General features: G+C 74.1%; 24 protein-coding genes. 12 read left to right on the top strand and 12 right to left on the bottom strand.

The window, feature by feature from the left end:
- Positions 1-52 precede the first annotated feature (52 nt).
- From FB380_RS17870 to FB380_RS17880, 3 genes are all read right to left on the bottom strand, one after another.
- Positions 53-820, bottom strand: a complete 768-nt coding sequence (locus FB380_RS17870; protein ID WP_166756690.1) for a thymidine kinase — start codon at positions 818-820, stop codon at positions 53-55.
- Complete coding sequence (locus FB380_RS17875; protein ID WP_166756691.1) at positions 817-2,187, bottom strand: MFS transporter; 1,371 nt, start codon at positions 2,185-2,187, stop codon at positions 817-819. The genes FB380_RS17870 and FB380_RS17875 overlap by 4 nt, the downstream gene beginning before the upstream one ends.
- A 103-nt stretch (positions 2,188-2,290) precedes the next feature.
- Entirely contained in the window at positions 2,291-3,067 is a 777-nt protein-coding gene (locus tag FB380_RS17880) for a glycerophosphodiester phosphodiesterase family protein (protein ID WP_188959651.1), read from the bottom strand.
- 241 nt (positions 3,068-3,308) lie between these two features.
- On the opposite strand from FB380_RS17880, the gene FB380_RS17885 reads away from it, so the two are divergent.
- Positions 3,309-3,596, top strand: a complete 288-nt coding sequence (locus FB380_RS17885; protein ID WP_166756692.1) for a hypothetical protein — start codon at positions 3,309-3,311, stop codon at positions 3,594-3,596.
- A 682-nt stretch (positions 3,597-4,278) separates the two neighbouring features.
- Complete coding sequence (locus FB380_RS17890) at positions 4,279-5,178, top strand: hypothetical protein (RefSeq protein ID WP_166756693.1); 900 nt, start codon at positions 4,279-4,281, stop codon at positions 5,176-5,178.
- 59 nt (positions 5,179-5,237) lie between these two features.
- Here the strand turns inward: FB380_RS17890 and FB380_RS17895 are convergent, their stop codons facing one another.
- The gene (locus FB380_RS17895; RefSeq protein ID WP_166756694.1) at positions 5,238-5,792 is read right to left on the bottom strand and encodes an isochorismatase family protein; all 555 of its coding nucleotides are present in this window, start codon (positions 5,790-5,792) and stop codon (positions 5,238-5,240) included.
- Between the two features lie 152 nt (positions 5,793-5,944).
- Here FB380_RS17895 and FB380_RS17900 point away from each other — a divergent pair, with 152 nt between their 5' ends.
- Positions 5,945-7,204, top strand: a complete 1,260-nt coding sequence (locus FB380_RS17900; protein ID WP_166756695.1) for a cation:proton antiporter — start codon at positions 5,945-5,947, stop codon at positions 7,202-7,204.
- A gap of 261 nt (positions 7,205-7,465) precedes the next feature.
- Entirely contained in the window at positions 7,466-9,256 is a 1,791-nt protein-coding gene (locus tag FB380_RS17905) for a glycoside hydrolase family 15 protein (RefSeq protein ID WP_166756696.1), read from the top strand.
- 40 nt (positions 9,257-9,296) lie between these two features.
- Here FB380_RS17905 and FB380_RS17910 read toward each other — a convergent pair whose 3' ends face one another.
- Positions 9,297-10,082 carry an ABC transporter permease gene (locus FB380_RS17910; RefSeq protein WP_166756697.1) on the bottom strand — a complete coding sequence of 262 codons (786 nt, stop codon included), beginning with the start codon at positions 10,080-10,082 and terminating at the stop codon, positions 9,297-9,299.
- Complete coding sequence (locus tag FB380_RS17915) at positions 10,079-10,984, bottom strand: ABC transporter ATP-binding protein (protein ID WP_166756698.1); 906 nt, start codon at positions 10,982-10,984, stop codon at positions 10,079-10,081. Before FB380_RS17915 ends, FB380_RS17910 begins: the two co-directional genes overlap by 4 nt.
- A 139-nt stretch (positions 10,985-11,123) precedes the next feature.
- On the opposite strand from FB380_RS17915, the gene FB380_RS17920 reads away from it, so the two are divergent.
- A complete protein-coding gene (locus FB380_RS17920; protein ID WP_229682222.1) occupies positions 11,124-12,419 on the top strand; it encodes a sensor histidine kinase in 1,296 nt (431 codons plus the stop codon).
- Complete coding sequence (locus FB380_RS17925) at positions 12,416-13,087, top strand: response regulator (protein ID WP_166756699.1); 672 nt, start codon at positions 12,416-12,418, stop codon at positions 13,085-13,087. The genes FB380_RS17920 and FB380_RS17925 overlap by 4 nt, the downstream gene beginning before the upstream one ends.
- A gap of 6 nt (positions 13,088-13,093) precedes the next feature.
- Here the strand turns inward: FB380_RS17925 and FB380_RS17930 are convergent, their stop codons facing one another.
- Positions 13,094-13,699: an antibiotic biosynthesis monooxygenase gene (locus FB380_RS17930; RefSeq protein WP_166756700.1), complete on the bottom strand. Its 606-nt coding sequence runs from the start codon at positions 13,697-13,699 to the stop codon at positions 13,094-13,096.
- A 107-nt stretch (positions 13,700-13,806) separates the two neighbouring features.
- On the opposite strand from FB380_RS17930, the gene FB380_RS17935 reads away from it, so the two are divergent.
- Complete coding sequence (locus FB380_RS17935; RefSeq protein WP_166756701.1) at positions 13,807-14,526, top strand: M50 family metallopeptidase; 720 nt, start codon at positions 13,807-13,809, stop codon at positions 14,524-14,526.
- A 174-nt stretch (positions 14,527-14,700) separates the two neighbouring features.
- Here the strand turns inward: FB380_RS17935 and FB380_RS17940 are convergent, their stop codons facing one another.
- Both FB380_RS17940 and FB380_RS17945 read right to left on the bottom strand, forming a co-directional pair.
- Positions 14,701-17,073: a glycoside hydrolase family 65 protein gene (locus FB380_RS17940; RefSeq protein WP_166756702.1), complete on the bottom strand. Its 2,373-nt coding sequence runs from the start codon at positions 17,071-17,073 to the stop codon at positions 14,701-14,703.
- Complete coding sequence (locus tag FB380_RS17945) at positions 17,070-17,801, bottom strand: HAD family hydrolase (protein ID WP_166756703.1); 732 nt, start codon at positions 17,799-17,801, stop codon at positions 17,070-17,072. Before FB380_RS17945 ends, FB380_RS17940 begins: the two co-directional genes overlap by 4 nt.
- Before the next feature lie 259 nt (positions 17,802-18,060).
- On the opposite strand from FB380_RS17945, the gene FB380_RS17950 reads away from it, so the two are divergent.
- Together FB380_RS17950 and FB380_RS17955 are read left to right on the top strand one after the other, a co-directional pair.
- Positions 18,061-18,600: a YbhB/YbcL family Raf kinase inhibitor-like protein gene (locus FB380_RS17950; RefSeq protein ID WP_166756704.1), complete on the top strand. Its 540-nt coding sequence runs from the start codon at positions 18,061-18,063 to the stop codon at positions 18,598-18,600.
- Complete coding sequence (locus tag FB380_RS17955) at positions 18,597-18,845, top strand: hypothetical protein (protein WP_166756705.1); 249 nt, start codon at positions 18,597-18,599, stop codon at positions 18,843-18,845. Before FB380_RS17950 ends, FB380_RS17955 begins: the two co-directional genes overlap by 4 nt.
- Positions 18,846-18,925: 80 nt before the next feature.
- On the opposite strand, the gene FB380_RS17960 is transcribed toward FB380_RS17955, so the two are convergent.
- A complete protein-coding gene (locus tag FB380_RS17960; RefSeq protein WP_166756706.1) occupies positions 18,926-19,768 on the bottom strand; it encodes a GNAT family N-acetyltransferase in 843 nt (280 codons plus the stop codon).
- Between the two features lie 92 nt (positions 19,769-19,860).
- Here FB380_RS17960 and coaA point away from each other — a divergent pair, with 92 nt between their 5' ends.
- The 3 genes from coaA to FB380_RS17975 all read left to right on the top strand — a co-directional run bounded on the left by coaA (position 19,861) and on the right by FB380_RS17975 (position 22,452).
- Entirely contained in the window at positions 19,861-20,823 is a 963-nt protein-coding gene (gene coaA / locus FB380_RS17965; protein ID WP_166756707.1) for a type I pantothenate kinase, read from the top strand.
- 145 nt (positions 20,824-20,968) lie between these two features.
- Positions 20,969-21,166 carry a DUF5999 family protein gene (locus tag FB380_RS17970; protein WP_166756708.1) on the top strand — a complete coding sequence of 66 codons (198 nt, stop codon included), beginning with the start codon at positions 20,969-20,971 and terminating at the stop codon, positions 21,164-21,166.
- 575 nt (positions 21,167-21,741) lie between these two features.
- Positions 21,742-22,452: a serine hydrolase gene (locus tag FB380_RS17975; protein WP_166756709.1), complete on the top strand. Its 711-nt coding sequence runs from the start codon at positions 21,742-21,744 to the stop codon at positions 22,450-22,452.
- Between the two features lie 45 nt (positions 22,453-22,497).
- Here the strand turns inward: FB380_RS17975 and FB380_RS17980 are convergent, their stop codons facing one another.
- A complete protein-coding gene (locus FB380_RS17980) occupies positions 22,498-23,346 on the bottom strand; it encodes a hypothetical protein (RefSeq protein WP_166756710.1) in 849 nt (282 codons plus the stop codon).
- A gap of 50 nt (positions 23,347-23,396) precedes the next feature.
- Positions 23,397-26,411 (bottom strand): aminomethyl-transferring glycine dehydrogenase, encoded by a 3,015-nt coding sequence (gcvP, locus tag FB380_RS17985; RefSeq protein ID WP_229682220.1) that lies wholly within the window; start codon positions 26,409-26,411, stop codon positions 23,397-23,399.
- Positions 26,412-26,428: the final 17 nt, after the last annotated feature.

Consider the following 26,428-nt stretch of genomic DNA (forward strand, 5'->3'; position numbering starts at 1 on the left):
GGGGTGATGTCTCAGCGCTCAACCACCCCCGACGAGGGAGCACCCGACCGGCTCAGCGCAGGGCGAGCTGCCCTGGCCCGGTCGGCGTGGGCCCCAGCTGACCGCGGTGGAAGTGCCGCCGGCACAGCACCTGGTAGCGGACGGCGGCGTCCCCCACGGACGGGGTCTCGGCCACGGCCGCCGGCGCTCCCGGCGCCGGTGCGGTGTCGGCGACGACCACGGTGGCCCCCTCGCGCACCACGGCGCCACCGACCACCCGGGCGTTGAGCAGGCCGGGCAGCCCGCACCAGCAGAGCACCTCGACCTGCACCCGCTGCACGTCGTCGGCCAGCTCGAACAGCCGCTGGGTGCCGGGGAACAGCCGGGTGCGGAAGTCGGTGGTCAGCCCGAACGCGTAGACGTCGACGTGCGACTCGTCGACCAGCTCGGCCAGCTGCTCGGCCTGCGCGCCGGTGAGGAACTGCGCCTCGTCGACGATCAGGTAGTCGACCCGGTGCCCGGCCGCCCAGCGGTCGCGCACCAGCAGCCGGACGTCGGTGTCGGCGTCCAGCTCGACCGCTTCCCGCTGCAGCCCGACCCGGGAGCTGATCTGCGGGGTGCCGGAGCGGTCGCCCTGGGTCAGCAGCAGCCCGTGCCGGCCCTGCCGGCTCTGGTTGTGGTCGACCTGGAGGGCGAGGGTGGACTTGCCGCAGTCCATCGGGCCGTGGAAGAAGACCAGGTGGGCCGGGGCCGGGTGCCGGCGGCGGTCACCGGCGGCCGGGACGACGTCCAGGGAGGCGTCGAGGGCGGCGAGCTGGCCGGCGGGGGGAGTGGGGGTCACAGACGCTCCGGAGGGGTGTTGCCGGCTTCGACGATCGCGCGGCGCATGTCCAGCCGGGCCAGCAGCCAGCCGCCGGCGACGAAGAAGAAGACGAGGCTGAAGATGGCGTACCGGTAGGACTCGGTGAGCTGGTAGGTCAGGGCGAACAGGAACGGGCCGAGCCAGCTGGTGCCACGGTCGCTGATCTCGTAGAAGCCGAAGTACTCGGCTTCCTTGCCCGGTGGGATGAGCTGGCTGAACAGCGAACGGGACAGCGCCTGGGTGCCGCCGAGCACGAAGCCGATGCACACGGCCAGCAGGTAGAACTGGACGACGGCGCCCGACTCCAGGAAGTACGCCGCGACCAGGACCCCGACCCAGAGCACCAGGCTGCCCAGCACCGTGCGCTTGGCGCCGATCACCATGGCGATCCGGCCCATCGCGAGCGCACCGAAGAAGGCGACCACCTGCACGAGCAGGATCGCCGAGATCAGCGTCGACTGGTCCAGGTCGAGCTCCTCCGCGCCGTACTGCGCGGACACCCCGATGATCGTCTGCACGCCGTCGTTGAAGAGCAGGTAGGCGCCCAGGAACCACAGGGTCAGCCGGTACCGCCGCAGGTCGCGCAGCGTCGCCCCGAGCTGGCGGAAGCCGCCGGAGAGCGCGCCCTGCCCGGGTCGTGCCTCCACCGCGGACTCCCGCGGCCGCCGGTTGCGCAGCAGCGAGACGCTGACCACGGTGAACCCGGCCCACCAGAGGCCGGCCGAGGCCAGGCAGATCCGCACCGCCTCACCCTCGGTCAGGCCCAGCCCCTCGTACTGGGAGAACAGCGCCAGGTTGCCGGCCAGCAGCAGCGCCCCACCGAGGTAGCCGCAGGCCCACCCGCGACTGGAGACGGCGTCCCGCTCGTCCGGACCGGCCAGGTCGGGCAGCCAGGAGTAGTAGACGACGGTCGCCGCCCCGAAGGAGAGGTTGGCGGCGATGAAGAGCGCGGCGCCCAGGAGGTAGCGCTCGTCGGCGACGAAGAACAGCGCCATGGTGCACAGCGAGCCGATTCCGGCGAAGGTGGCCAGCAGCTGCCGCTTGGCGCCGCTGCGGTCGGCGACGGCCCCGGTGATCGGCAGCACCAGCACCTGCAGCACGACCGACAGCGACAGCACGTAGCCGAACCAGCTGCCCGGCGGGACGCTGATGCCCAGCGGGTGGATCCGACCGTCGGCGTCGGCGGCCGCCTCGGCGATCGAGGTGAGGTACGGGGCGAGGAAGACGGTCGTCACCGAGGTGTTGAAGACCGACATCGCCCAGTCGTAGGAGTACCAACCGGCGCGCTCGCGGCGCAGCGCCCGATCCGGTGTCGGTGCGGGGTCGACCTGCGGGGCGGCGCTCACCGGCGCAGGGTGCCAGGCTGGGGGACGGCGGTCCAGCACCGGCCCGGCTGCCCGTCCGCGTCGTGCACGACTGGTCGCTCTGCCGCCGTCCGGTGGACGACGCTCACGCGCCGGTCCACTGCCCCCGGGACACCAGCAGGTCGCGCAGCATCCCCGGCCGGTCGGTCATCACGCCGTCGACGCCCAGGTCGAGCATCTCGGTGGCCTCCGCCTCGCTGTCGACCGTCCAGACGTGCACCTGGAGGCTGCGGGCGTGCGCTGCGGCGATGAACCGCTCGTCGACCAGTGGCCGACCGCCCAGGGCCAGCGGCACCTGCGCGCACCCGGCCTGGATCCGCACCAGCCCCGCGGCGCGCGGCGAGTAGGAGGACAGCCGGAGCGCGGCGACGCCCTTGGGGCCCAGGGAGGTGCAGACGTCCGGGCCGAACAGGCGCCGCGCCGCGGCGATGCGGGCGTCGGAGAAGGAACCGAGGCAGATCCGGTCCTCGGCCTTGAGCCGCCGGATGGTGTGCACCAGCGGCGCCAGCACCCCGGCGGCCTTGATGTCGAGGTTGAACCGGACGTCGGGCCAGGACCCCAGCAGGTCCTCCAGTCGCATGATCGGCTCGCGGCCGCCGATCAGCGCCGTGCGCACTTCCCGCCAGGGCAGGCTGTCCACCCGGCCGGTGCGGTCGGTGACCCGGTCCAGCGTGGGGTCGTGGAAGACGACGAGCTCGCCGTCGTAGGTGACCCGGACGTCGGTCTCGAGGTACCGGTAGCCCATGGCCACACACGCCTCGAAGGCCGGCTGCGTGTTCTCCAGGTGCTCGATGGCCCCACCGCGGTGGGGCATCGCCACCGGGGTCGGCCCGTCGAGGAAGGCGTAGCGCGAGCCCGGCACACCCCCAACGCTAGTGCGCTGACCTCAGGGGTGTCGGAGGTGGTCCAGGTGCTGGGACGGGTGATCACCGGGACACGGGCTCGGGCGTGTCCGCGGCGGGCGACCGGACCGGGCGTCTACCGTCCCTGCCGTGGCGGTAGAGCAGGGCGTCGAGGCCCGTCCGGCCTCTCGGACACGGCGCACCGAGGGTGCAGAGCGACGGTGTGGCTGGTGCCGCACCGTCCTGCCGGCGCAGGAGTCGGTGGGACGGCCCCGGCTCTACTGCGGCCAGGCGTGCCGGCAGCGGGCGTACGAGCAGCGGTCGGCGACGGCCAAGGCCGGGCTGTCCGCGGACGTCGTCCTGGTGACCCGGGCGGAGCTGGACGGCCTCCAGGACCGGCTGTACCAACTGCGCTGCGCCATCGAGGACGTCCAGACGCTGCTCACCGAGAAGCCGACCAAGGCCGAGCTCGAGCGCTCCCTGGCCGACCTGGTGCGGTCGACCGGTCGGCTGGACCGGCTCTGGCTGAACGGCAAGTCCGCCGGCTGAGCCGTGCGGCGGCTGACCACGGAGTCGGCCGCCTTTGCGTCACTGTGACGTTAATCACCCGCGCCCAGGTGGTCTCGGGGGGAGTGGTGTCGGGGGCTCGTCTGCGTCACGCCCGACTCGACTCGACCCGACAGGAGGTGTCCGGCCGACGACGGGGGCGCGACCGTGCCGGGTCGGCCGACGACTCCCGTCCGCGGCGTCACGTCGGTGACGACCATGTGCCACGCGCCCCTCAGGGAGCCGCCATTGCGTCAGAGTGACGTTTTGTGGTCTGGCTGGCTGGTCCAGGGGAGTCGGGCATGGAGAGCCGAGGTCGCCGACGGTCGAGGTCGACGACGAACTCGGCACGATCATCAGACTGAGGCCGGTTCGGGTGATCGACCAGTCCAGTGGTCGGATCGTCGACGTCCGCAGACCAACGACGCCGAGGCAGCGCAGCACGCGGCACAAGCCGAACCGAGGACGCCAGACGCCGGATCGCCGGATCGCCGGATCGCCGGATCGCGTCGCGGCCGGCGATCATGGCGAGACGAGACACGCGACGTCCGGACCGGCCGGCGCGCCCCAGCGAACCCCTCTCACCAGCCTGTTCCCGTGCGCCGATAATCAACATTATGTCAAGTAGTGGAGAGACGACCCGCTCCCCGCGGCTGTTCCCACCGTCTGAGTAGCGTTCGAGTTCGTGAGCACAGCGTCTGCCTCGCAGGACCTCGACCACGTCATCGCCGTCGCGACCCGCTACATCGAGCAGCATCTCGGGGAAGATCCGCTGCAGTGGAGCGAGGTCATCGATCACCTCAAGGCTCGCGGCTACACCGATGAGGCCACCTTGGCCGTCACCCGCGCCGTCCTGGACCTCGAACGCACCGACCTGATGTTCTACGCCCGCGAGGGCATGCGCCGCCCCCGCCTCGGCGACGCCGCCCCCGCGCCCCTCCATGAGGTCGCGGCCGCCGTCCTGGCTCTGCCGTGGCCGTGCACCCGCAACGACCGACCGGGCGGCAGCCGGTCCATCTGGGAGTCGTTCGACGAGCTCGGCGGCCGCTACCGGCACTGCGACGTCTACGAGGCCATGCACACCCTGCTGAAGGGTCACGAACTCAAGAGCAGCCGGGTCTACTGGCAGCGGACGGTCCTGCCGTCACGTTTCGACACAGCCGGCCGCTTCGCCCAGCGGGCCGAGGCCGTCGCCGCTCAGCCACCGGCTTCACCCGCCCGCCAGCAGCTCGAAGCGGACCTCGTCGCCGCGTATGTCGCGACACTCCGGCACCGCTACCTGCGAGAACACCCCATCGGTGAGCTGCGAGCCGACGTGTACGAGCCGACGGTCCGGCGCGTCGTAGAGGCCAAGGCCGCCGCCGATGTCGTCACCGTCGCTCACGCGTGGGCTCAGGCAGCCGCCTACCGGTACGCAGCCAACACCCTCGACGACCGGACCACCGTCGACTCCATCGCGGTACTGCTCCCGGTCGCACCCGCCGGGACCGCCCGCAGCTTCCTCGAGCACGTCGCCGCGGACTGCTTCGAGGTCGAGCTCATCTACCCCGACGGCGAGACGTTCCGGCACGAGCAACTCACCTGACCTGAGCGCGGACATCGGTCACATCGGCTACCCGAGCAGGTCACTCCCCCGCAGGCAGTTCAGCCGGTGAACGCCACCTCCTTCGTCTCCACCACGGCGGCCGTACGACCGGGCGCCGACTGGAACTGCCAGTACAAGTTCGTGTGCGCGATGACCTGCTCCGCCGGCGGCGCACCCCAGGCGCTCTTGTCGCCGGCGGTGTGCGCGTCGCCGACGAGCGTCACGTCGTAGCCCCGGGTGAAGGCCCCGTGGATCGTCGACCGGATGCAGGCATCGGACTCCGCCCCGGCCACGACCAGGCGGCCCACCGCGAGGTCGGCCAGCACGTCCTCGAGGTCGGTGCCCTCGAACGAGTCCCCGTAGGACTTGTGCACCAGCGGCTCGGACTGCGCCCGCACCAGCTCGGGGACCAACTGCCACTCGTCACTCCCCTGCACCAGCTCCTCGTCGGAGTGCTGCACCCAGACGACCGGCACCCCGTCAGCCCGCGCCTTCTCGACCAGGGCGTCGATGTTGCCGACGACCTCGTCGCGGCGGGGCGCCTCGGCCACCACCCCCTGCTGGACGTCGATGACGACGAGGGCGGTGTTCGGTCGGTCAGGCAGCGTGCTCATGGCGGTCTCCCTGCTGGTCAGCGGTCCGTGCGACGGGGCCGAGGCTAGAGGTCGCCACCGACGGGAAGCAGCCTCCGGCCATGGGCCCGGCGGCCGGGTGGGATGGGACACCCGGGGATTGATGCACGCAGCAACCAGGTAGGGACACCAGCATGGAGCTCCTGGCGACCTTCGGTGTCGTGCTCGCGCTGGCCGCCCTGCTCTCGGGGCTGGCAGCCCGCACCCCGCTGTCCACGTCCCTGCTGGTGCTCGTCGCCGGCGCCGTGCTGGGACCGGGGGCGCTGGGCGTGGTCGACATCCACGCCGACAACCCGCTCGTCTCCACGCTCGCCTCGATCGCACTGGTCACCGTGCTGTTCACCGACGGTCAGCACCTCTCCGTCGCAGAGGTGCGCAGCACCGCGCGGCTGGCCGGGCGGGCACTGCTGCTGGCCATGCCGCTGACGGCGCTGGGCCTGGCCGCCCTCACCGTGCTCGTCACCGACCTCGGCTGGCTCCCGGCGCTGCTGATCGGGGCGGTCCTCTCCCCCACCGACCCGGTGTTCGCCGCCGCCATCGTGCAGCGCGACGAGATCCCCCAGCGGCTCCGCCGGCTGCTCAACGTGGAGAGCGGCATCAACGACGGCCTGGCCCTGCCGGTGGTGCTGATCCTGCTGGCGCAGAGCGGGACGCCGCAGGGCTCCACCGAGCCGCTCGTCCTCATCGGCGAGCTGGTGGGCGGCGTGGCGCTGGGCATCGCCGTCCCCTTCGCGATCAAGGGCCTGACCAGGCTGCCCGGCTTCAACGCCACAGCAGCGCCGGCGCTGCTCGTGCTGGCCGCCGGCCTGACCCTGTTCGGCGTGGCCGAACTGACCCACACCAACCCCTACCTGGCCGCCTTCGTCGGCGGGGTCACCTTTGCGACGATCCTCCCGGAGGTCCGGAAGGGGTTCGCGGAGCTGGGCGAGCAGCTGTCCGAGGCGGCCAAGCTGCTGGCCCTGCTCGTCTTCGGCGGCCTGCTCACCCCGGCGCTGCTGGGCAGCGTGCCGATCGGCGGCTGGGTGCTGGCCGCACTCTCCCTGGTGCTCGTCCGGCCGGCGGCCCTGCTCGCCTCCCTCACCACGTCGCGACTGCCGATGAACCAGCGGGTGGTGGCGGCGTGGTTCGGACCGAAGGGCTTCGCCTCGGTGGTCTACGGGCTGCTGGTGCTGGAGAGCGGCGCACCCGAGGCGCAGGAGGAGTTCGCCATCATCGCCGCCGTGGTCGCCGTGTCGATCGTCGTGCACAGCTCCACCGACGTGCCGGTCGCCCGGTGGCTGCGCAAGCGCACCAGCGGCCAGGACAACGTCCCCGACGACGACCCGGACGACGGACCGGTCAGCCGGGACCGAGCCACCTCACGAGCCGCCCCGACGCCGACCGACCGCCGCTGAGGTCTGCGGCGGCACCGGGTGTGGACCGCCGCGGCTCCGCGGCGGTCCACAGGTCTCAGCGCCTCCCCCGTTGTTGCTGCTGTTCTCGCTCGTCGAGCGCAATGTCCGGCGGTGAGTTGGGGATAACGGTCATACCAGTGGCTGCGCGGGGTTTGCCGGACGGAGCAGGTCGGTAGGGGGCGCTGGGCGCCTTCTTCGTGCCATGTCCTCGTGTCATGGCCGCGGCGCAGCCCCCGCCGACCCACTCGAGAGGAACTGCCCGTGCCCAGCAGGATCGAAGACTACGGACTGATCGGGGACCTGCAGACCGCCGCGCTGGTCGGCAAGGACGGCTCGATCGACTGGCTGTGCCTGCCGTCCTTCGACTCCGCTGCCTGCTTCGCCGCCCTGCTGGGCGACGAGCGCAACGGCCGGTGGCAGCTCGCACCGGCCGACGGGGGCAGCTGCACCAGCCGGCGTTACCGGGGCGACTCCCTGGTGCTGGAGACCGAGTGGGAGACCCCGACCGGCACCGTCCGGGTGGTCGACTTCATGCCGCCCCGGGGCGAGCGCCCGGACGTCGTCCGGATCGTGGAGGGCGTGTCCGGCCGGGTGTCGATGCGGCTGGACCTGGTCCTCCGGTTCGACTACGGCCACCTGGTGCCCTGGGTGCGTTCGGTGGACGGCGACCTGGTCGCCGTCGCCGGCCCGGACGCGATCTCCCTGGCCACGCCGGTGCAGCTGCACGGGGAGGACCACACCACCTCCGCCGAGTTCGAGGTCACCGCCGGTGAGCGCGTCCCGTTCGTGCTCACCCACCACGCCTCGCACCTGCCGCGACCCGAGCCGGTCGAGGCCGAGGCGGCGCTGAAGAGCGCCGAGGAGTTCTGGGCGGAGTGGATCAGCCGGTGCAGCTACGACGGCGACTGGGGGCCGGCGGTCCGCCGTTCCCTGATCACCCTCAAGGCGCTGACCTACCGCCCCACCGGCGGGATCGTCGCTGCCGCCACCACCTCCCTGCCGGAGGAGCTGGGCGGCAGCCGCAACTGGGACTACCGGTACTGCTGGGTGCGGGACGCGACGTTCACGCTGCAGGCGCTGCTCGGCACCGGCTACCTGGAGGAGGCGGAGGCCTGGCGGGAGTGGCTGCTGCGTGCGGTCGCCGGCGACCCGGCCGACCTGCGGATCATGTACGCGCTGGACGGGTCCCGGCGGATCCCGGAGTACGAGCTCCCCTGGCTGCCGGGCTACGAGGGGTCGCTGCCGGTGCGGGTCGGCAACGCCGCCGCGGGCCAGTTCCAGCTCGACGTCTGGGGCGAGCTGCTCGAGGGGCTGCACCTGGCCCGCGAGGCGGGCCTGTGCCCGACCGAGGACGCGTGGGCGGTGCAGCGGGAGCTGATGGAGTTCCTGGAGACCGCCTGGGACCGCCCCGACGCCAGCCTGTGGGAGGTCCGCGGCGCGGACCGGCACTTCGTGCACTCGAAGGTGCTGGCCTGGGCCGGGGTGAACAGCGCCGTCGAGGCGGTGGAGCGGCACGGGCTCGACGGGCCGGTCGAGCGCTGGCGGGAGCTGCGCCAGCGGATCCACGACGACGTCTGCGCCCGGGGCTACGACGCCGAGCGCCGGACGTTCACCCAGTTCTACGGCTCCGAGGGGCTGGACGCCGCGCTGCTGCTCATCCCCACGGTCGGTTTCCTGCCCTGGGACGACGAGCGGGTGGTGGGCACCGTGGAGGCGGTCCAGCGCGAGCTCACCTCCGACGGCTTCTTGCTCCGGTACGACACCACCGCCGACGGCCGGGTCGACGGGCTGCCGGGTGAGGAGGCGCCCTTCCTGCTGTGCAGCTTCTGGCTCGCCGACGCGCTCAACGGCATCGGCCGCACGGCCGAGGCCCGGGAGCTGTTCGAGCGGCTCCTGGGCCTGGGCAACGACCTCGGCCTGATGAGCGAGGAGTACGACCCCCGGACCGGCCGGCACCTGGGGAACACCCCGCAGGCGTTCAGCCACGTCGGCCTGGTGAACACCGCCCGGCACCTCAGCGGTCAGGTGCGGATGCCCGGCGAGCACGCCTGACCGGTCGGCGGCGGGGCGACCCCCGCCGCCGACCGCCGGCTCAGGCGATCTCCGACCGCTGGATGCGCAGCCAGCCGATCGCCATGGGCAGCAGGACCCACAGCCCGACCGAGGTGCCGAACTGCAGCCAGCCCTGGGCGTCCAGGCCGTCCTGGAACAGCGGCATCGAGGTGGTCGACAGGTCCAGCCAGTCCTGCACCCAGTCCAGTGCGGCCACCAGGCTGACCAGGATGGTGAACACCGTCGGCAGGACGAAGTACAGGACGATCGCCAGGGGCGAGCTGAGCAGCAGCATGCCGAACGCGACACCGGCCAGCACGGTCACCACCTGGACGACGAGCACCTGACCCACCAGGGCCCCGGTGATGCCCCAGTCCTGCTCCGCGTCGGAGAAGACCGGGGTGAGCACCGTCGCGACCACGGACGCCAGGGCCGCGACGACCACGCCGAGCACCGCCAGCAGCGCGGCCGCGAGCACCTTGGCGACGAGCACCCGGGACCGCCGGGGCACCAGGGTGAACGTGGTCATCGCCGTGCGCTGGGACCACTCACTGGTGACCAGCAGGATGCCGAGCACCGGCAGCAGGATGCTGATCGGCAGCTGGGTGAAGCCGAAGTGGTCGGAGAACGTCTTGGGCACGTCCTCGACGAACAGGGAGATCGCGACGACGGCGAGCACGGCCAGGCCGATGACGATCAGCAGCCAGCGCCCGGCGCGCGTGTCGTGGGACTTGCGCAGCTCCACCCGCACCAGCGTGGCCAAGGACGGCGCGATGCGCGCAGCCCCGGTGACAGGCCGGTCGGCGTCCAGGGTCGCGGTGCTCATGCCAGCACCTCCTGGACCTGCTGGCCGCTGCCGGTGAGCGAGCGGAAGAGGTCCTCCAGCCCCGCTCCCCCGGCCGGCCGCAGCTCGGTGAGGACGACGCCCGCCGCCGCCACCGCCTGCCCCACGGCGAGGGGCTCTGCGTCGGCCACCAGGGCGTCGTCCGGGCCGGCCGTGACGCCGATGCCCGCCACCTCCAGGGCTCGGCCCAGCAGCGCCCGGTCCGGCCCGCGCACCAGCGTGCCGCCGGTGCCGGCCAGCAGCTCGGACTTGCTGCCCTGCGCCGCGATCCGGCCGCCGGAGATCACCACCAGCTGGTCGGCGACCGCCTCGACCTCGTGCAGCAGGTGGGAGGAGAGCAGCACCGTGCCGCCGCGGTCGGCGAAGCCGCGCAGCAGGCCACGCATCCAGAAGATGCCCTCGGGGTCCAGCCCGTTGGCCGGCTCGTCGAGCACCAGCACCTGCGGGTCACCGAGCAGCGCCGTCGCCAGGCCCAGCCGCTGCCGCATGCCGAGGGAGTAGTTCCCCAGCCGCTTGCCCGCCGGGCGGCCGGCGAGGCCCACCCGGTCGAGCACCTCGTCGACCCGGTCCCGGCCGACGCCGAGGACCATGGCCGCCAGGGTGAGCGCCTCCCGGCCGGTGCGGCCGGCGTGCTGCGCACCGGCGTCCAGCAGCACCCCGACCTCGCGGCCGGCGTTCGGCAGTTCGCGGTAGTGCCTGCCGGCGATCGTCGCCGTGCCGCTGGTGGGCTCGGCCAGCCCGACCAGGGTGCGCATCGTGGTCGACTTGCCGGCGCCGTTGGGCCCGAGGAAGCCGGTGACGGTGCCCGGCGCGCAGGAGAAGGAGACGTCGGAGACGGCGACCTGCGCGCCGTACCTCTTCGTCAGGTGCTCGATCGTGATCATGGTGCAGAGCCTGCTCCGGCCGGCCGGTCGTGCGCATCAGCCGGAAGTAGGTGATCAAGCGCCGCACCCCGCTCCCGACCGCGCAGGCCTAGACCTTGGTCGGTACCGCGGACCGGCCCCGGGTCCGTAGCCTCCCCCTGTGACCGTGGCGATGGGAGCGGGTCCCGCCCCGGGTGTGGAGCACCCCTCCCTGGTGCCGGCCCAGCTGCTGGCCGACCCCGGTGCCGCCCCCGAGCGGAGCCCGGACAGCACGTCCGGCACCGGCCGGCGCCGCCGGGTCCGGCGTTCGGTCCGCGACTGGGCGGTCGACGTCGCGGCGTTCCTGTTCGCGCTCGCCTTCGGCATGGTCGTCGTGGGCATCACGCTGAGCGAGCCGGGTCCGCACCCGGATGCGCTGATCCTCGCCGACGTCGTGGCCGGGACGGTCGGCTGCCTGCTGCTGTGGTGGCGGCGCCGGTGGCCGGTCGGGGTGGCCGTGGTGCTGGCCCTGATCGGCAGCTTCTCCGACATGAGCGGCGCAGCGGTGCTGATCGCGCTGTTCACGGTCGCCGTGCACCGCCGGCTCCCGCCCGTGCTCGCCCTGGCCGGGCTGAACCTCGCGGCCTTCGTCGCCTACTGCCTGCTGCGCCCCATCGAGGGCATGCCGCTGCCGCTGTTCCTCGGGTTCGGCGTCGTGCTCATCGCGGCCGTCGTGGCCTGGGGCATGTTCGTCCGGGCCCGCCGCCAGCTGGTGGTGTCGCTGCGGGAACGGGCGGTCCGCGCGGAGGACGAGCAGCAGCTGCGGGTCGAGCAGGCCCGCCATCTGGAACGCACCCGGATCGCCCGGGAGATGCACGACGTGCTCGCCCACCGGCTGTCCCTGCTCAGCATGCACGCCGGCGCGCTGGAGTTCCGCCCCGACGCCCCTGCCGCGGAGGTCGCCCAGGCCGCCGGCGTGGTCCGGGCCAGCGCCCGGCAGGCGCTGGAGGACCTCCGGGAGGTGATCGGGGTGCTCCGCGACGGCGGGGACGGCGACCCGAGCACCCGCCCCCAGCCCACCCTGGCCGACCTGCCCGCGCTGATCGAGGAGTGCCGGCGCGCCGGGGTGCGGGTGCGGGCGGAGTACCGGGTGCCCGAGCTCGGCTCGGCCCCGACGGCCACCGGCCGCAACGCCTACCGCGTCGTCCAGGAGGGGCTGACCAACGTGCGCAAGCACGCGCCGGGCACCGTGGCGGCCGTGCTGGTCTCCGGTGGCCCGGGCACGGGCCTGACGGTGGAGGTGCGCAACCCGACGCCGGCCGGCGGTGAGCACGCCGTCCCGCTGCCCAGCGCCGGCACGGGCCTCGTGGGCCTGCTGGAGCGGGTCAGCCTGGGCGGCGGGCACCTGGAGCACGGCTGGACCACCGACGGGGAGTTCCGGCTGCGCGCCGACCTGCCCTGGCCGGAGACGGCGTGAGCGGACCGGTCCGGGTCCTCGTCGTGGACGACGACCCGCTCGTGCGCGCTGCCCTGGCCATGGTGCTCGGCGGGGCGGTGGACCTGGCGCTCGTCGGCGAGGCCACCGACGGCGACGAGGTGCCGGCCGCCGTGGCGGCCAGCTCACCGGACGTCGTCCTGATGGACATCCGGATGCCGCGCACCGACGGGCTGACGGCGACCGAGCTGCTGCAGGCCCGGCCGGACGCCCCCGAGGTCATCGTGCTCACCACCTTCGACGCCGACGACCAGGTGCTCCGCGCGCTGCGGGCGGGAGCCAGCGGGTTCCTGCTCAAGGACACCCCGCCGGTGGCGATCCTGGAGGCCGTGCGCCGGGTGGCGGCCGGCGAGCCGATGCTCTCCCCCACCGTGACCCGGCAGCTGATCGCCCACGTCTCGGCGGTGCGCCCCGCCGGCCCGGTCGAGGACCGGCAGACCCGCGCCCGGACCCGGCTGGACCTGCTCAGCGACCGGGAGCGGGAGGTCGCACTCGCCGTCGGGCGCGGGCTGTCGAACGCCCAGATCGGCGCGGAGCTGTACCTCAGCGTGGCCACCGTGAAGGCGCACGTCTCCCGGCTGCTGGTCAAGCTGGAGGTCGCCAACCGGGTGCAGATCGCGCTGCTCACCCACGACGCCGACCTGGTGTGACCCCGGTCAGCGGTCGCGCCAGCGCCGGCCCTGGAGCCACCACCCCAGCCGCCGGGTCACCCAGGGCAGCAGCAGGTAGGTCATCACCGGGGTGAGGGTCAGCGTCATCGCCGCCACCCGGACGACGACGTGCGCCTCGGCCAGCAGGGCGCCCAGGGTCACCGTGGCCAGCAGGTTGAGCGGGAAGAAGACCAGCCAGATGGTGACCGCCTGCTTCCACCGCGGCGGGGCGGCGGCCACGGGCAGCTCCGTCGACGCGTCGGCCGGCACGTCGAACCAGCCCTCGATGCCGGTCCGCCGTTCGGTGCGGGTGACCTCGGCCAGCCCCTGCGCCGAGCCCAGCCACCAGCGGCGCTCCGGGCTGGCCTCCCACGCCGTCAGCGTGGCCGGTGAGTCGAAGCGGCACAGCATGTGCCACTCCTCCGCACCGTGGCGTGGGCGGACCCAGCCACCGCCGAGGAACCCGGGGAAGGCCTCGGCCATCGTCAGTCCCGCCCGGATCCAGGCGGTCATCTCCACCGCGTGGGCCGGGTCGGCCCGCCGGGTGAAGGAGACGGTCACCGGCAGCTGCGGGGTCTCCGCGGGCGCCGGCACCGGGACAGTGCGCTCCATGGCCCCAGGATCCCTGCCGCGGATGACGCCGGGATGTCGGGTCGGTCACCGGGCCCCCGCGGCGTGGCGCTGACCCCGCGCACAGGTCCGCTGGCGACGATGCCCCGGTGGACGTTCTCAGCTCCCTCTGGGCACAGGTCTCCGCGACCTCTCCCCCGCTGCCGGGCTGGCTGCTCGTCCTGACCGCGGCGCTCGCCGCCGCCGTCGTCCTCTCCCCCACCCTGTGGCGGCGGGCCCGGCACTCGGTGACGATCGCGCACGAGGGGGCGCACGGCCTGGCCGCGCTGGTCACCGGGCGCCGGCTGGCCGGCATCCGGCTGCACTCGGACACCTCCGGGGTCACCGTCTCGGCCGGCCGGCCCCGCGGCCCGGGCATGGTGCTCACCGCAGCCGCCGGCTACACCGGTCCGGGCCTGTTCGGGCTGGGGGCGGCGGCGCTGCTGGCGGCCGGGTACGCCATCGGCCTGCTGTGGGCGCTGTTGCTGCTGCTGGCCCTGCTGCTGGTGCAGATCCGCAACTGGTACGGCCTGTGGTCGGTGTTCGTCACCGGCGCCCTGGTCTTCGCCGCCACCTGGTGGCTGCCCGCGGTGGGACAGGCGGCCTTCGCCTCCGGCGTCACCTGGTTCCTGCTGCTCGCGGCACCGAAGACCGTCCTGGAGCTGCAGGCCAAGCGCCGCTCGGGCACGGCGCGGGACTCCGACGCCGACCAGCTGGCCCGGCTCACCGGGGTGCCGGGGATCGCGTGGGTCGCGGTGTTCCTGCTCGTCGACGGCGGCGCCCTGCTGCTCGGCGGCTGGTGGCTGCTCCGCGACGCCGCCCTCCTCTGACCCGCCCCACCGGGACGCGTGGCTGGTGGCGTGACGGCCCCCTCGCCGGGGCCCGGGCCGAGCGCGCGAGGCCTGAGAGGCGAGGGCCAGGCCCCGTCCCGAGGCCCGGCCCGAGTGTGCGAGGGGTGAGGAGGACGGTCGGGCCCCCTCGCCGGGCGGCGAGGGGGCCCTTCCTCAGTCCGAGGTCGGGCGGTTGCGGCGGCGGGGCGCGGCGTGCGGCGGCTGGCGCACCGGTTCGACGTCCGGGGCCGGCGGGATCTCCCGCTCCACCGTCTCGGCGGTCACCACGATCGGCTCCCCGTGGTGCGCGGTCTCCAGCGGTCCGTCGCCGTAGACCAGCCGGTAGCTGGCCTTCTCCGGGGTCACCGTGACCGACAGGCAGTTGCCCTGGAAGACCACCCGGAAGCGCAGCCGGCGGATCCGGCTGGGCAGCCGCGGCGCGAAGGTCAGGCGGCCGCCGTGGTCCCGCATCCCGCCGAACCCGGCGACCGCCACGGTCCAGCCCCCGGCCAGCGAGGCGATGTGCAGCCCGTGCCCGCTGTTGCCGTGCAGGTTCTGCAGGTCGGTGAGCGCCGCCTCACCCCAGTAGTCGTGCGCCAGGTCCAGGTGCCCGGTCTCGGCGGCCATCACCGCCTGCACCGCAGCCGACAGGGAGGAGTCCCGGACCGTCCGCGCCTCGTAGTAGGCGAAGTCGGCGATCTTCTCCTCGAGCGTGAAGGCGTCCCCCCGCAGGTGCAGGGCCATCACCAGGTCGGCCTGCTTCACGACCTGCTTGCGGTAGATGTCGAAGTAGGGGAAGTGCAGCAGCAGCGGGTACTGGTCGGGCCGGGTGGCCTCGTAGTCCCACTCCTCGTGGTGGGTGAACCCCTCGGACTGCTCGTGCACCCCGAGGTCGGCGTTGAACGGCACCCGCATGGCGTCCGCGGCGCGGGCCCACAGCTCCAGCTCGTCCTCGCCCACCTGCAGCCGGGCCGCGGTGTCGGGCTGGCGGCGGGCGGCCGCGACCGCCTCGCGCAGGTTCCGCTGCGCCATCAGGTTCGTGTAGACGTTGTTGTCCACGACGGCGGTGTACTCGTCGGGCCCGGTGACGCCGTCGATCCGGAAGCCCCGGCCGTCGTCGAAGTGCCCGAGGGAGGCCCACAGCCGGGCCGTCTCGACCAGCAGCTCGGTGCCGTGGTCGCGGTCAAACTCCTCGTCCAGGGTGGCCGCGGTGTAGCGGGCGACGGCGTCGGCGATGTCGGCGTTGATGTGGAACGCCGCCGTCCCGGCCGGCCAGTAGCCCGACGTCTCCTCCCCGCGGATGGTCCGCCACGGGAAGGCCGCGCCGGTGTGGCCGAGCACGCGGGCCCGCTCGCGGGCCAGGTCCAGGGTCGAGTGCCGCCACAGCAGCGCGTCGCGCACCGCGCCAGGCGCGGTGTAGGTGAGCACCGGCAGCACGTAGGTCTCGGTGTCCCAGAAGGTGTGGCCGTCGTAGCCGTCACCGGTCAGCCCCTTGGCCGGGATCGGCTGCCGCTCGGCGCGCAGGCCCGCCTGCAGGACGTGGAACATGCCCACGCGCACCGCCTGCTGGAGCTCGTCGTCGCCCTCGACCTCGACGTCGGCCTCGTCCCAGTGCCGGTCCAGCAGCTCCCGCTGCTCCCGCACCAGGCGGTTCCAGCCGGCGAGCTTCGCCGTGGCCAGCGCCCCCTCCACCTGGTCCCGGACCGCGGCCGACGAGCGGCGGCTGGACCAGCCGTAGGCCAGGTACTTGACCAGCCGCAGCTTCGAGCCGGCCGGCAGCCGGGCGGCCAGCGTGTAGCGGGCGAGGTCCGGGGAGACCTCGAGTTCCTCCGTGGCCGAGTCCGGGGTGTCGACCTCGTGGTCCATCCCGGCGGCCATCCGCAGCCGGCTGCGGGCGGTCTGGTGCACCAGGACGGCGTGCCGGCCACGGCCCACGTGCAGCTCCGACTGCAGCGGCCGGGTCATCGCCGCGGCGGCCCGGGGGTCGCCGGACTGCGTGGTGGTCATGAACTCGTTGGCCAGCAGGTCCGACTGCAGCGCGATGTAGAGGTCGCCCTGGTCGTCGGTGCACTCGACGGTGTACTCGACGGCGGCGATCGACCGCCGGGTCAGCGAGACCAGCCGGGTGCTGGTGACCCGGACCTGGCGCCCGCTGGGCCCGCGCCACTCGGTGGTGCGGCGCAGCAGGCCGTTGCGGAGGTCCAGGGTCCGGCGGTGGTCGATGACGTCGCCGTACTGCAGGTCCAGCGGGGTGTCCCCGACCAGCAGCCGGATCAGCTTGCCATCGGTCACGTTGACCACGGTCTGGCCCTGCTCCGGGAACCCGTAGCCGGCCTCGGCATAGGGCATCGGCCGCTCCTCGAAGAAGCCGTTGAGGTAGGTGCCGGGGACGACGACCGGCTCCCCCTCGTCGAGCGTGCCGCGCATGCCGATGTGCCCGTTGGCCAGGGCGAACACCGACTCGTTGACCGCCAGGGAGGCCAGGTCGACCCCGACCTCGGTCAGCGACCAGGGCTCGACCAGGAAGTGCGCGCGCCCCTCCGTCACGGGGTCTCCCCCAGCAGCTGGTCCAGGTCGGTGACGACGACGTCCGCGCCGCGCTCGCGCAGCCCGTCGGCCTGGCCCACTCGGTCGACCCCCACCACGTAGCCGAACGCACCGGCCCGGCCGGCGGCGACCCCGGACAGGGCGTCCTCGAACACCGCGGCCTGCGCCGGCTCCACGCCGAGGGCCCGGGCAGCGGCCAGGAAGGTGTCCGGTTCCGGCTTGCCGCGCAGCCCCTCGGCGGCGGCGACCACCCCGTCGACCCGGGTGTCGATGAGGTCGGCGAACCCGGCGACCGCGACCACGTGCTCGCCGTTGGCCGATGCGGTGACGACGGCGGTGGCCAGCCCGGCGTCCCGGACCGCCCGCAGGTACCGCATCGATCCGTCGTAGACCTGCACGCCGTGCTCGTCGAGCTCGGCCAGGATCAGCTGGTTCTTCCGGGTCGCGACGCCGGCCACGGTGAGCGCGTCGGCGAGGTCCGTGTCGCTGCCCTCGGGCAGGGTGATCCCCCGGCTGGTGAGGAAGTCCCGGACGCCGTCCTTGCGCGGCTTCCCGTCGACGTACTGGTTGTAGTCCTCGGCGCTGAACTCCGCGGCCCCCGGGTCGCGGTTGCGCAGGAACTCGTCGAAGGTCCGTTTCCAGGCGGCCTGGTGGACCTTGGCCGTCTGCGTCAGGACCCCGTCGAGGTCGAACAGGCAGGCCCGGATGTCGTCAGGGAGTCCCAGCACGCCCGACACGCTACGGCGAGACGTTCGACCCGACCTCCCGGGCGGAGTTCCTGCCGTTGTGGATCCGCGCCCGGAGGGCGCGCCGGCTCGGTCCCCACCGGCGGGATCGGCGCCGGTGTTGGGGATAACGGTCAACTGTGTGGGTCGCCGGGTCCGCCCGGCGGCGGTGGGCGGAGCTGCTTAGGGTCGGCGGCGGGCACCGCGCCCCTGCTCGCCGGCGGGACCGCCGGCGAGCCCGACGACCCGAGGAGGACCCGGCATGGCCGGTCGACCGACCCCGCCCGACCCCTACGAGTTCCTGCCCCCCGTGCCCGCCTTCCAGGTCACCAGCGCCGACCTGACCGACGGCGAGCCGATGCCCCAGCCGCACGTCAGCGGGAAGATGGGCGTGCCCGGGGGTGAGGACCGGTCACCGCAGCTGAGCTGGTCCGGGTTCCCGGCCGAGACCCGCGGCTTCGCGGTCACCGTCTACGACCCGGACGCCCCCACCGCCAGCGGCTTCTGGCACTGGGCGGTCGCCGGCCTCCCGGCCTCGGTGACCGAGCTGCCCAGCGGGGCCGCGGACGGCGGGCTGCCCGACGGCGCGGTGCAGCTGCGCAACGACGCGGGGTTCGCCGGCTACGTCGGGGCCGCCCCGCCGGCCGGGCACGGTCGGCACCGGTACTTCGTCGTGGTCCACGCCCTCGACACCGACGACCTGGGCGTACCGGCCGAGGCGACCCCGGCCTACCTGGGGTTCAACCTGTTCAGCCACACCCTCGCCCGGGCCACCCTGGTCGCCACCTTCGAGGTGGAGTGACCCGTCGTCCGGCCGGGGCGGTGGTCCCCCGGCCGCCCCAGCCGGACGACGGCTCCGCCCAGCCGGACGACGGCTCCGCCCAGCCGGACGACGGCTCCGCCCAGCCGGACGACGGCTCCGCCCAGCCGGACGACGTTTCTGCCCAGCCGGACGACGGCTCCGCCCAGCCGGACGACGGCTCCGCCCAGCCGGACGACGTTTCTGCCCAGCCGGACGACGGTTTCATGCGCCGGCCAGGTCACTGACCCGGCCGGTCCGTGCCTCGGCCGGTCCGTGCCTCGGCCGGGGATCGCCCGGCGTCCTCGGTCCCGACCCGCCCCGCGCCTCAGCTGGACGGTCGCTCCGCGACGCAGCTGGTGGCCACCCGGGCGAAGCCCGCCCGCTCGTAGACCCGGGCGACGTCGTCGTCGCCGGCGGAGAGGAAGACCAGGTCGGCCGTCTGCCGGGCGTGCTCGACGAGGGCCGAGGTCAGCCCGGCCCCCAGGCCGCGACCACGGAAGCGGGGCAGGGTCGCGACGCCGACGACCTCGCTGATCTCGGTGCCGTCGACCTCCACCGGCTGGTGGGAACCGATGGCGACCGGCTCGCCGTCCTCGACGGCCACCATCATCACGGTCGCGCCCGAGGCGACCCGGTCGCGCAGCACCTCGGTCGGCGGCACCGCCGCGGGACCGGGGTCGTCCCGGGCCACCTCCGGGGTGTCCTGGGACGCGTCCTCCCCCGCGCCGTCCTGCCCCGCGCCGCCGGGCGAGGCGAACGCCAGCGCCGCCAGCCGCTGGTACAGGCCCAGGCGGGGGTCGTCGGCGCCCACCAGGTAGAGCCGCACCTCGCTGGGCAGGAGCACCTCGACCGGGTCGTCGGCGACCAGCAGCGGCAGCTCGTCCACCACCAGCCCCGCCGCCCGCGCCACGGTGGCCAGGCCGCGGCAGCGGTCGCCGAGCCACTCCAGCGCCGCCGGCAGGCCGGCCCCCTCCTGCAGGGCGATCGCGGCCCGGACGTCGTCCACCGTGATCTCCCCCTCGGAGCCGGGGAGCGGTCTGGCCGGGTACGGCCACTCCTGCGGGCCGATCGGCACCTGCAGCGCACCGACCGAGTGCACCCGGGCGTCCGCCAGGGCGGCGAGGGCGAAGTAGCGCTCGATCCGGTCGAGCAGCCCGGGCGACGACACGCCCCGGACCCTATCCGGCCGCCGGAGCAGGACGGGCCGGCAGCCGTCCTGGACCCACCCGGTCGGGGGGCGCCCGGCAGGCAGACGGCACCATGGGCGCCGTGACGGCCGGAACGCGTGCGCAGGTCTCCCCCTTCACCGCGTTCGACCGGCAGTCGTGGCGGGCGCTGGCCGCAGGTGGTGAGCTCCCGCTGGACGACGCCGACGTCCGGCAGCTGGCCACCCTCGGCGACCGGATCGACCTCGACGAGGTCTCCACCGTCTACCTGCCGCTGGCCCGGCTGCTGCACCTGCACGTCACCGCCAGCCGCCGGCTGTGGGCCGCGCAGACCCAGTTCCTCGGTGCGCGCACCGAGAAGGTGCCGTTCGTGATCGCCGTGGCCGGCAGCGTCGCCGTCGGCAAGAGCACCACCGCCCGGCTGCTGCAGGCGCTGCTGGCCGCCGCCCCGGACACCCCGCGGGTCGACCTCGTCACCACCGACGGCTTCCTGCTGCCCAACGCCGTCCTGGAGTCCCGCGGCCTGCTCGGCCGCAAGGGCTTCCCGGAGAGCTACGACCGGCGGGCGCTGCTGCGCTTCCTGGCCGACGTGAAGTCCGGCAAGCCGGCGGTCAGCGCGCCGCTGTACTCCCACCAGTCCTACGACGTGCTGCCCGACGAGCGCCAGGTCGTCGACTCCCCCGACGTGCTGGTGCTCGAGGGGCTCAACGTGCTGCAGGCCGGTGCACGCAACGACGGCCGGGTGCCCGAGGTCTTCCTCTCCGACTTCTTCGACTTCTCCGTCTACGTCGACGCCACCGAGCACGACATCTCCCAGTGGTACGTGGAGCGCTTCCTCGCCCTGCGCCGCACCGCCTTCCAGGACTCCGGCGCGTACTTCCACCGTTTCGCCGACCTCACCGACGAGCAGGCCACGACGACGGCCCGCGGCATCTGGGACGCGGTCAACGAGCCGAACCTGCGGCTCAACATCGCCCCCACCCGGTCCCGCGCCCGGCTGGTGCTGCAGAAGGCCGCCGACCACTCCGTGCGACGGGTGCTGCTGCGCAAGCTCTGACCCACCGCGCTGTCAGGAAGTGCCGAGCAGGCCGACCGACCTGGTGAGGTCGCGCCCCGGTCGGGCGTGAGCGACGCGGCGCACACTCGGCTCCCGCGCAGCGTCGCGGCCGCGCCCTCTCGACCTCCCCCTGGAGTGGACCCCGATGTGCTCGCACCCCTCGACCTGTCCCCCGGCCGCCGCGGACGACCGTGTGCTGGCGGTCCCGGTCAGCCGGCGTCCCGAGCAGGGCTGGACGCTGCTGTGCAACGGCGTGGTCGTGTTCGACGACGACGGCGAGCTGCTCCCGGACGGTGCGGTCGTGCTGACCCGCCCCTGGTCCCTGGCCAGCGCCGGCGGCTGACCCGGGGCCCGCTGGGTCGTTGACGTCCCGGCTACACGACCGACATGTGATGCACAGCTGAGTGGTGCACCCTCGATCCCATGGCCCAGGCCCGCCGCACGCCCAGCCGTGTGCTCCGTTGCGGCCTGCCCGGGCTGGTGGCCGCGGTGGCGGTCACCGTCGGCTGCTCGACGGGGGACGACGCCGGCCTCGCCTCCGCGGCGGACACCGCGGCGTCCAGCACCACCGCGCCCACCATGACCACGGAGGCGCCCCCGACGCGGCCGCCCCCCGATCGGACTCGACCGCCGCCTGATGCGGACCCGCCCTCCCCCGACGCGATCGAAACACCCTCGGAGACGGACCCGGCGGCCCCCGGCGCGATGGGGACGCCCCGCACGCCCCCCGGCACGGACCCTGCCTCCCCCGACACGGACCCTGCCTCCCCCAACACGGCCGGCGACCCGACGGAGGACCTCGCGAGGGCCGCACCGCAGACCACGTCGAGCGAGCCGCCGGCGGACCCCACCGCGGACCGCACCGACGCAGCCGCTGCCGACTCCTCGGCACCTCCTCCCGCCGTCGACAGTCCCGCGGTGCTGGCCACCCTGGACGCCGCCGCGTCGCTCGCCGGCGGCACGATCGCGGCCGTCGTGCTGGACGGCGCCGGAGCCGACCTGGTCGTGACCCCGGACGCCGACGAACCCCGGTATACGGCGTCGCTGGTCAAGCTGCTCGTCGTCCAGCAACTGCTCGCCCGGGACGCCGCCGGGGCGATCAGCCTGACCGGGGACGACACAGACCGGATGCGGCGGGCGCTCACCGTCTCCGACGACCGCGCCATGAGCCTGCTGTGGGACCGCTGGGGCGGGGCGGAGCTGGTGACCACCGCCGCCGCCCAGTTCGGGCTGACCGGCACCCGGCTCCCCAGCGAGCGCGGCCAGTGGGGCGAGGTGGTCACGACCGCCCGGGACCAGGCGACCTTCCTCACCGGCCTGCCGGCACAGCTGGACCCGGAGCAGCTGGCCGCGATGACCTCCTGGCTCCAGGGGGCCACCGACCGTGCCGCGGACGGCTTCGCCCAGGACTTCGGGTTTCTGTCCCCCAGCGCCGGGACAGCGGAGCCGGTCGCTGCCAAGCAGGGCTGGATGTGCTGCGTGGACTCCCGGCGCCAGCTGCACTCGGTCGGGGTCCTGGCCGACGGCCGGGTGGCGGTGCTGCTCGGCGACTTCCCGAGCAGCACGAGCTGGGACCGCGCCCGGACGGCGCTGGACACCGCGGCACAGGCGGTCGTCGCCAGCTCCTGACCGGCGGGTCGGCTGGCTCCCGGACCGACGGGTCGAGTGGCTCCCTCAGCCGAGGCCGGCTGCGTCGGCGGCCTGGGTCAGCAGGTCGGCGAAGGCCGCCTGGTCCAGCGCGGCGCCGTCGTCGCCGGTCTGGGACAGCATCACGGCGCGCGGGCCGTCGGTGACGACGCCGACCAGCATCGGGACGGTGCCGGCCGGGTGCGTCATCGTGACCGCCAGCCCGGCCGCGGAGTCACCGCGCTCGGGCACGTCCAGCGCCGACACGTCGAAGCTCATCCCCATGCCCCACGGCGCGTCGACCGAGGCATCGGCGCAGGCCGCGACGAGCTCGTCCACCGGCAGCTGCACGCCTTCCACGGCCGGGCCCTCGGCGACCACCTGGAACGTGCGCAGCTGATCGGTGGCGGCCACCTGGGCCGCGACCGCCGGCATCTCCTCGTCTTCGAGCGCCGGCAGGGCGGCCAGTGCGTCGGCGCACGCGGCCGGCTCGACCGCCGGCTCCGTCGCCGTGCCGTCGTCCTCGGTGCCGTCGTCCTCGGTCGCGTCGTCGTCGGCCCACCAGTGGCCACCCCACCCGTGGTGGCCGCCCCACCCGCGGTGCCCGGCCCAGCTGTCGTGGTCACCCCACGACCACGGTCCCGCCCAGGGGCCCATCCACTCCGACGGCAGCTGGTGGACGGTGGCGTCGGCCCCGAACGCGGACTCCGGCAGCAGTGCTGCGGCCAGCTCCTCCGCTGCGGCCTCGTCCACGGCCGGCTCGGCGCCGTCCGTGGCGGCCGCCTCGCTCACCGCGGTCGGACCGGCCGCGCCCGGCTGGCCCGCGCAGGAGCTCAGCACGGCGGTGCCGACGAGCGCTAGCACACCGACCGACGAACGACGCACCAGGGTCCCCATGGACCGAGGGTGCACCTCCCGGCCTGCGCCGTCGACCCCTGCCCGGCGTGTCAGGACTGCGCGCCCACCACGTCCTTCGTCGTCCCCAGGTCGTCGGGTGCGCCCTGGGCGCGGCTCGGCTCGGTCGCGACCGGCGGGTGCGGCACGGCAGGCTCCTCGAACGCCTCCGGCGACGGGCAGGAGCAGACCAGGTTGCGATCGCCGTAGGCACCGTCGATGCGCCGCACCGGCGCCAGGTAGCCGCGCCCGACCAGCCCGGGGACGGGGTACACGGCCGCCTCACGCGGATAGGGCCGGTCCCACTCCCCCGCCAGCATCTTCAGCGTGTGCGGGGCGTTGCGCAGAGGGTTGTCGTCGCGGTCGTACTCGCCGGTGGCGACCTTCTCGATCTCGCCGCGGATGTGCACCATCGCCTCGACGAACCGGTCCAGCTCGGCCCTGTCCTCGCTCTCGGTCGGCTCGACCATCAGCGTGCCGGCCACCGGGAAGCTCATCGTCGGCGCGTGGAACCCCAGGTCGATCAGCCGCTTGGCGATGTCGTCGTTGGTCACGCCGGTGGCCTTGGTGAGCGGCCGGATGTCCAGGATGCACTCGTGCGCCACCAGGCCCGTCGCACCGGTGTAGAGCACCGGGTAGTGCGGGCGCAGCCGCTCGGCGACGTAGTTGGCCGCCAGGATCGCCTGCTCGGTGGCCTGGAGCAGCCCGTCGGGGCCCATCAGCCGCAGGTAGGCCCAGGAGATCGGCAGGATGCCCGCCGACCCCCACGGCGCACCGGACACCGGCGCACCCGTCCCGCCGGTCTCCACCAGCGGGTGGCCGGGCAGGAAGGGCACCAGGTGCTCCCGGACGCCGATCGGCCCGACGCCGGGCCCACCGCCACCGTGCGGGATGCAGAAGGTCTTGTGCAGGTTGAGGTGGCTGACGTCGGAGCCGAACCGGCCCGGCTTGGCCAGCCCGACCAGCGCGTTGAGGTTCGCGCCGTCCACGTAGACCTGACCGCCGGCGTCGTGCACCGCCGCGCAGATCTCCTGCACCTCCACCTCGAAGACCCCGTGGGTCGAGGGGTAGGTGATCATGATCGCGGCGAGCCGCTCGGCGTGCGTGTCGACCTTGGTCCGCAGGTCGGCGAGGTCGACGTTGCCGGCCTCGTCGCAGGCGACCACGACCACCCGCATCCCGGCCATGACGGCGCTGGCCGCGTTCGTGCCGTGCGCCGAGGACGGGATGAGGCAGACGTCGCGGTGCACGTCGCCCCGGCTGTGGTGGTAGGCGCGGATGGCCATCAGGCCGGCGAACTCGCCCTGCGAGCCGGCGTTGGGCTGCACGCTCACCGCGGCATACCCGGTGATCTCGGCCAGCCCGTCGCAGAGCTCGCCGATCAGCTGGGCGTAGCCGCGGGTCTGCTCGACCGGGGCGAACGGGTGCAGGCCGGCGAACTCCGGCCAGGTGATCGCGGCCATCTCGGTGGCGGCGTTGAGCTTCATCGTGCACGAGCCCAGCGGGATCATCGTGCGGTCCAGTGCCAGGTCCTTGTCCGACAGCCGGCGCAGGTAGCGCAGCATCGCCGTCTCCGAGCGGTGCTCGGAGAAGACCGGGTGCGTGAGGAAGGCGGTGGACCGGCGCAGCCCGGCCGGGAGCGCGTCGGCCCCGGCGTCATCCAACGCAGCGTCGTCCGGGGTCACGCCGAAGGCCTCGGCGACCAGCCGCAGGACGGCGGGCGTCGTCGTCTCGTCGCAGGCGATCGCGACGGCGTCCTCGTCGACCCGGCGCAGGTTCACCCGGCGGGCGGCCGCGGCGGCCACCACCTCGGCGGCCCGGCCGGGCACCGAGACGACCACGGTGTCGAAGAAGTGCTCGTGCACCACGGGGAGGCCACCGGCGCGCAGCCAGCCGGCCAGCACCTGGGCGGTGCGGTGCACCCGGGCGGCGATCGCGGTCAGCCCCTCCGGCCCGTGGTAGACGGCGTAGGCACCGGCCATGACGGCGAGCAGCACCTGGGCGGTGCAGATGTTGCTGGTGGCCTTCTCCCGGCGGATGTGCTGCTCCCGGGTCTGCAGCGCCAGCCGGTAGGCGACGTCGCCGTCGGCGTCGACCGAGACGCCCACCAGCCGGCCGGGGAGCTGGCGAGCCAGCCCCTCGCGCACCGACAGGTAGCCCGCGTGCGGGCCGCCGTACCCCATCGGGACGCCGAAGCGCTGGGTCGTGCCGCAGGCGACGTCGGCGCCCCACTCCCCCGGCGCCTCCAGCAGGGTCAGCGCGAGCAGGTCGGCGGCGACGACGACGGCGGCACCGGCCGTGTGCGCGGCCTCGGTCAGCCGGCGGTGGTCGCGGACCGCCCCGCTGGCGCCCGGGTAGGCCAGCAGCACGCCGAAGGCGCCCGCCTCGGGGAGGTCGGTGGGCCAGCCGGCGGAGAGGTCGGCGACGTGCAGGCCGATGCCCAGCGGCTCGGCGCGGGTGCGCAGCACGGCCAGGGTCTGCGGCAGCGTGTCGGCGTCGACGACGAAGACGGCGTCGGCCTTGGCCCGCCCGGCCCGGCGCACCAGCGTCATCGCCTCCGCCGCGGCGGTGGCCTCGTCCAGCATCGAGGCCCCAGCGACCGGCAGCCCGGTGAGGTCGGCGACCATCGTCTGGAAGTTGATCAGCGCCTCCAGGCGACCCTGGCTGATCTCCGGCTGGTAGGGCGTGTAGGCGGTGTACCAGGCGGGGTTCTCCAGGATGTTCCGCTGGATCACCGCCGGGGTGATCGTGTCGCTGTAGCCCAGCCCGATCATCGAGGTGAAGACCTCGTTGGCCGCGGCCCGCTCCCGCAGCTGGGCCAGCACGGTCGCCTCGTCGGCGGCCGCCGGGAGGTCCAGCGGGGTGCGGTCGCGCACCCCCTCGGGCACGCAGGCGTCGGCCAGCGAGGCGAGCGAGTCGTGGCCGAGGACGGCCAGCATCGCGGCGGTGTCCGCCGGGCGGGGGCCGATGTGCCGGGCCGCGAACGACCCGCCCGTCGACAGCGCGGAGAGCGCGGGGAGCGACCCGGTCAGGGGTGCGGGATCAGAACCAGGAGTCCGGTCGGCCACTGCTGGGACGGTACCAG

This window comes from Modestobacter marinus, assembly GCF_011758655.1.
GTDB classification, from domain to species: Bacteria; Actinomycetota; Actinomycetes; order Mycobacteriales; family Geodermatophilaceae; genus Modestobacter; species Modestobacter marinus.

Coding starts and splice junctions, on each gene's coding strand:
- FB380_RS17895 (WP_166756694.1), bottom strand. CDS start 5,792: ATGAGCACGCTGCCTGACCGACCGAACACCGCCCTCGTCGTCATCGAC.
- FB380_RS17900 (WP_166756695.1), top strand. CDS start 5,945: ATGGAGCTCCTGGCGACCTTCGGTGTCGTGCTCGCGCTGGCCGCCCTG.
- FB380_RS17910 (WP_166756697.1), bottom strand. CDS start 10,082: ATGAGCACCGCGACCCTGGACGCCGACCGGCCTGTCACCGGGGCTGCG.
- FB380_RS17915 (WP_166756698.1), bottom strand. CDS start 10,984: ATGATCACGATCGAGCACCTGACGAAGAGGTACGGCGCGCAGGTCGCC.
- FB380_RS17930 (WP_166756700.1), bottom strand. CDS start 13,699: ATGGAGCGCACTGTCCCGGTGCCGGCGCCCGCGGAGACCCCGCAGCTG.
- FB380_RS17950 (WP_166756704.1), top strand. CDS start 18,061: ATGGCCGGTCGACCGACCCCGCCCGACCCCTACGAGTTCCTGCCCCCC.
- coaA (WP_166756707.1), top strand. CDS start 19,861: ATGGGCGCCGTGACGGCCGGAACGCGTGCGCAGGTCTCCCCCTTCACC.
- FB380_RS17970 (WP_166756708.1), top strand. CDS start 20,969: ATGTGCTCGCACCCCTCGACCTGTCCCCCGGCCGCCGCGGACGACCGT.
- FB380_RS17980 (WP_166756710.1), bottom strand. CDS start 23,346: ATGGGGACCCTGGTGCGTCGTTCGTCGGTCGGTGTGCTAGCGCTCGTC.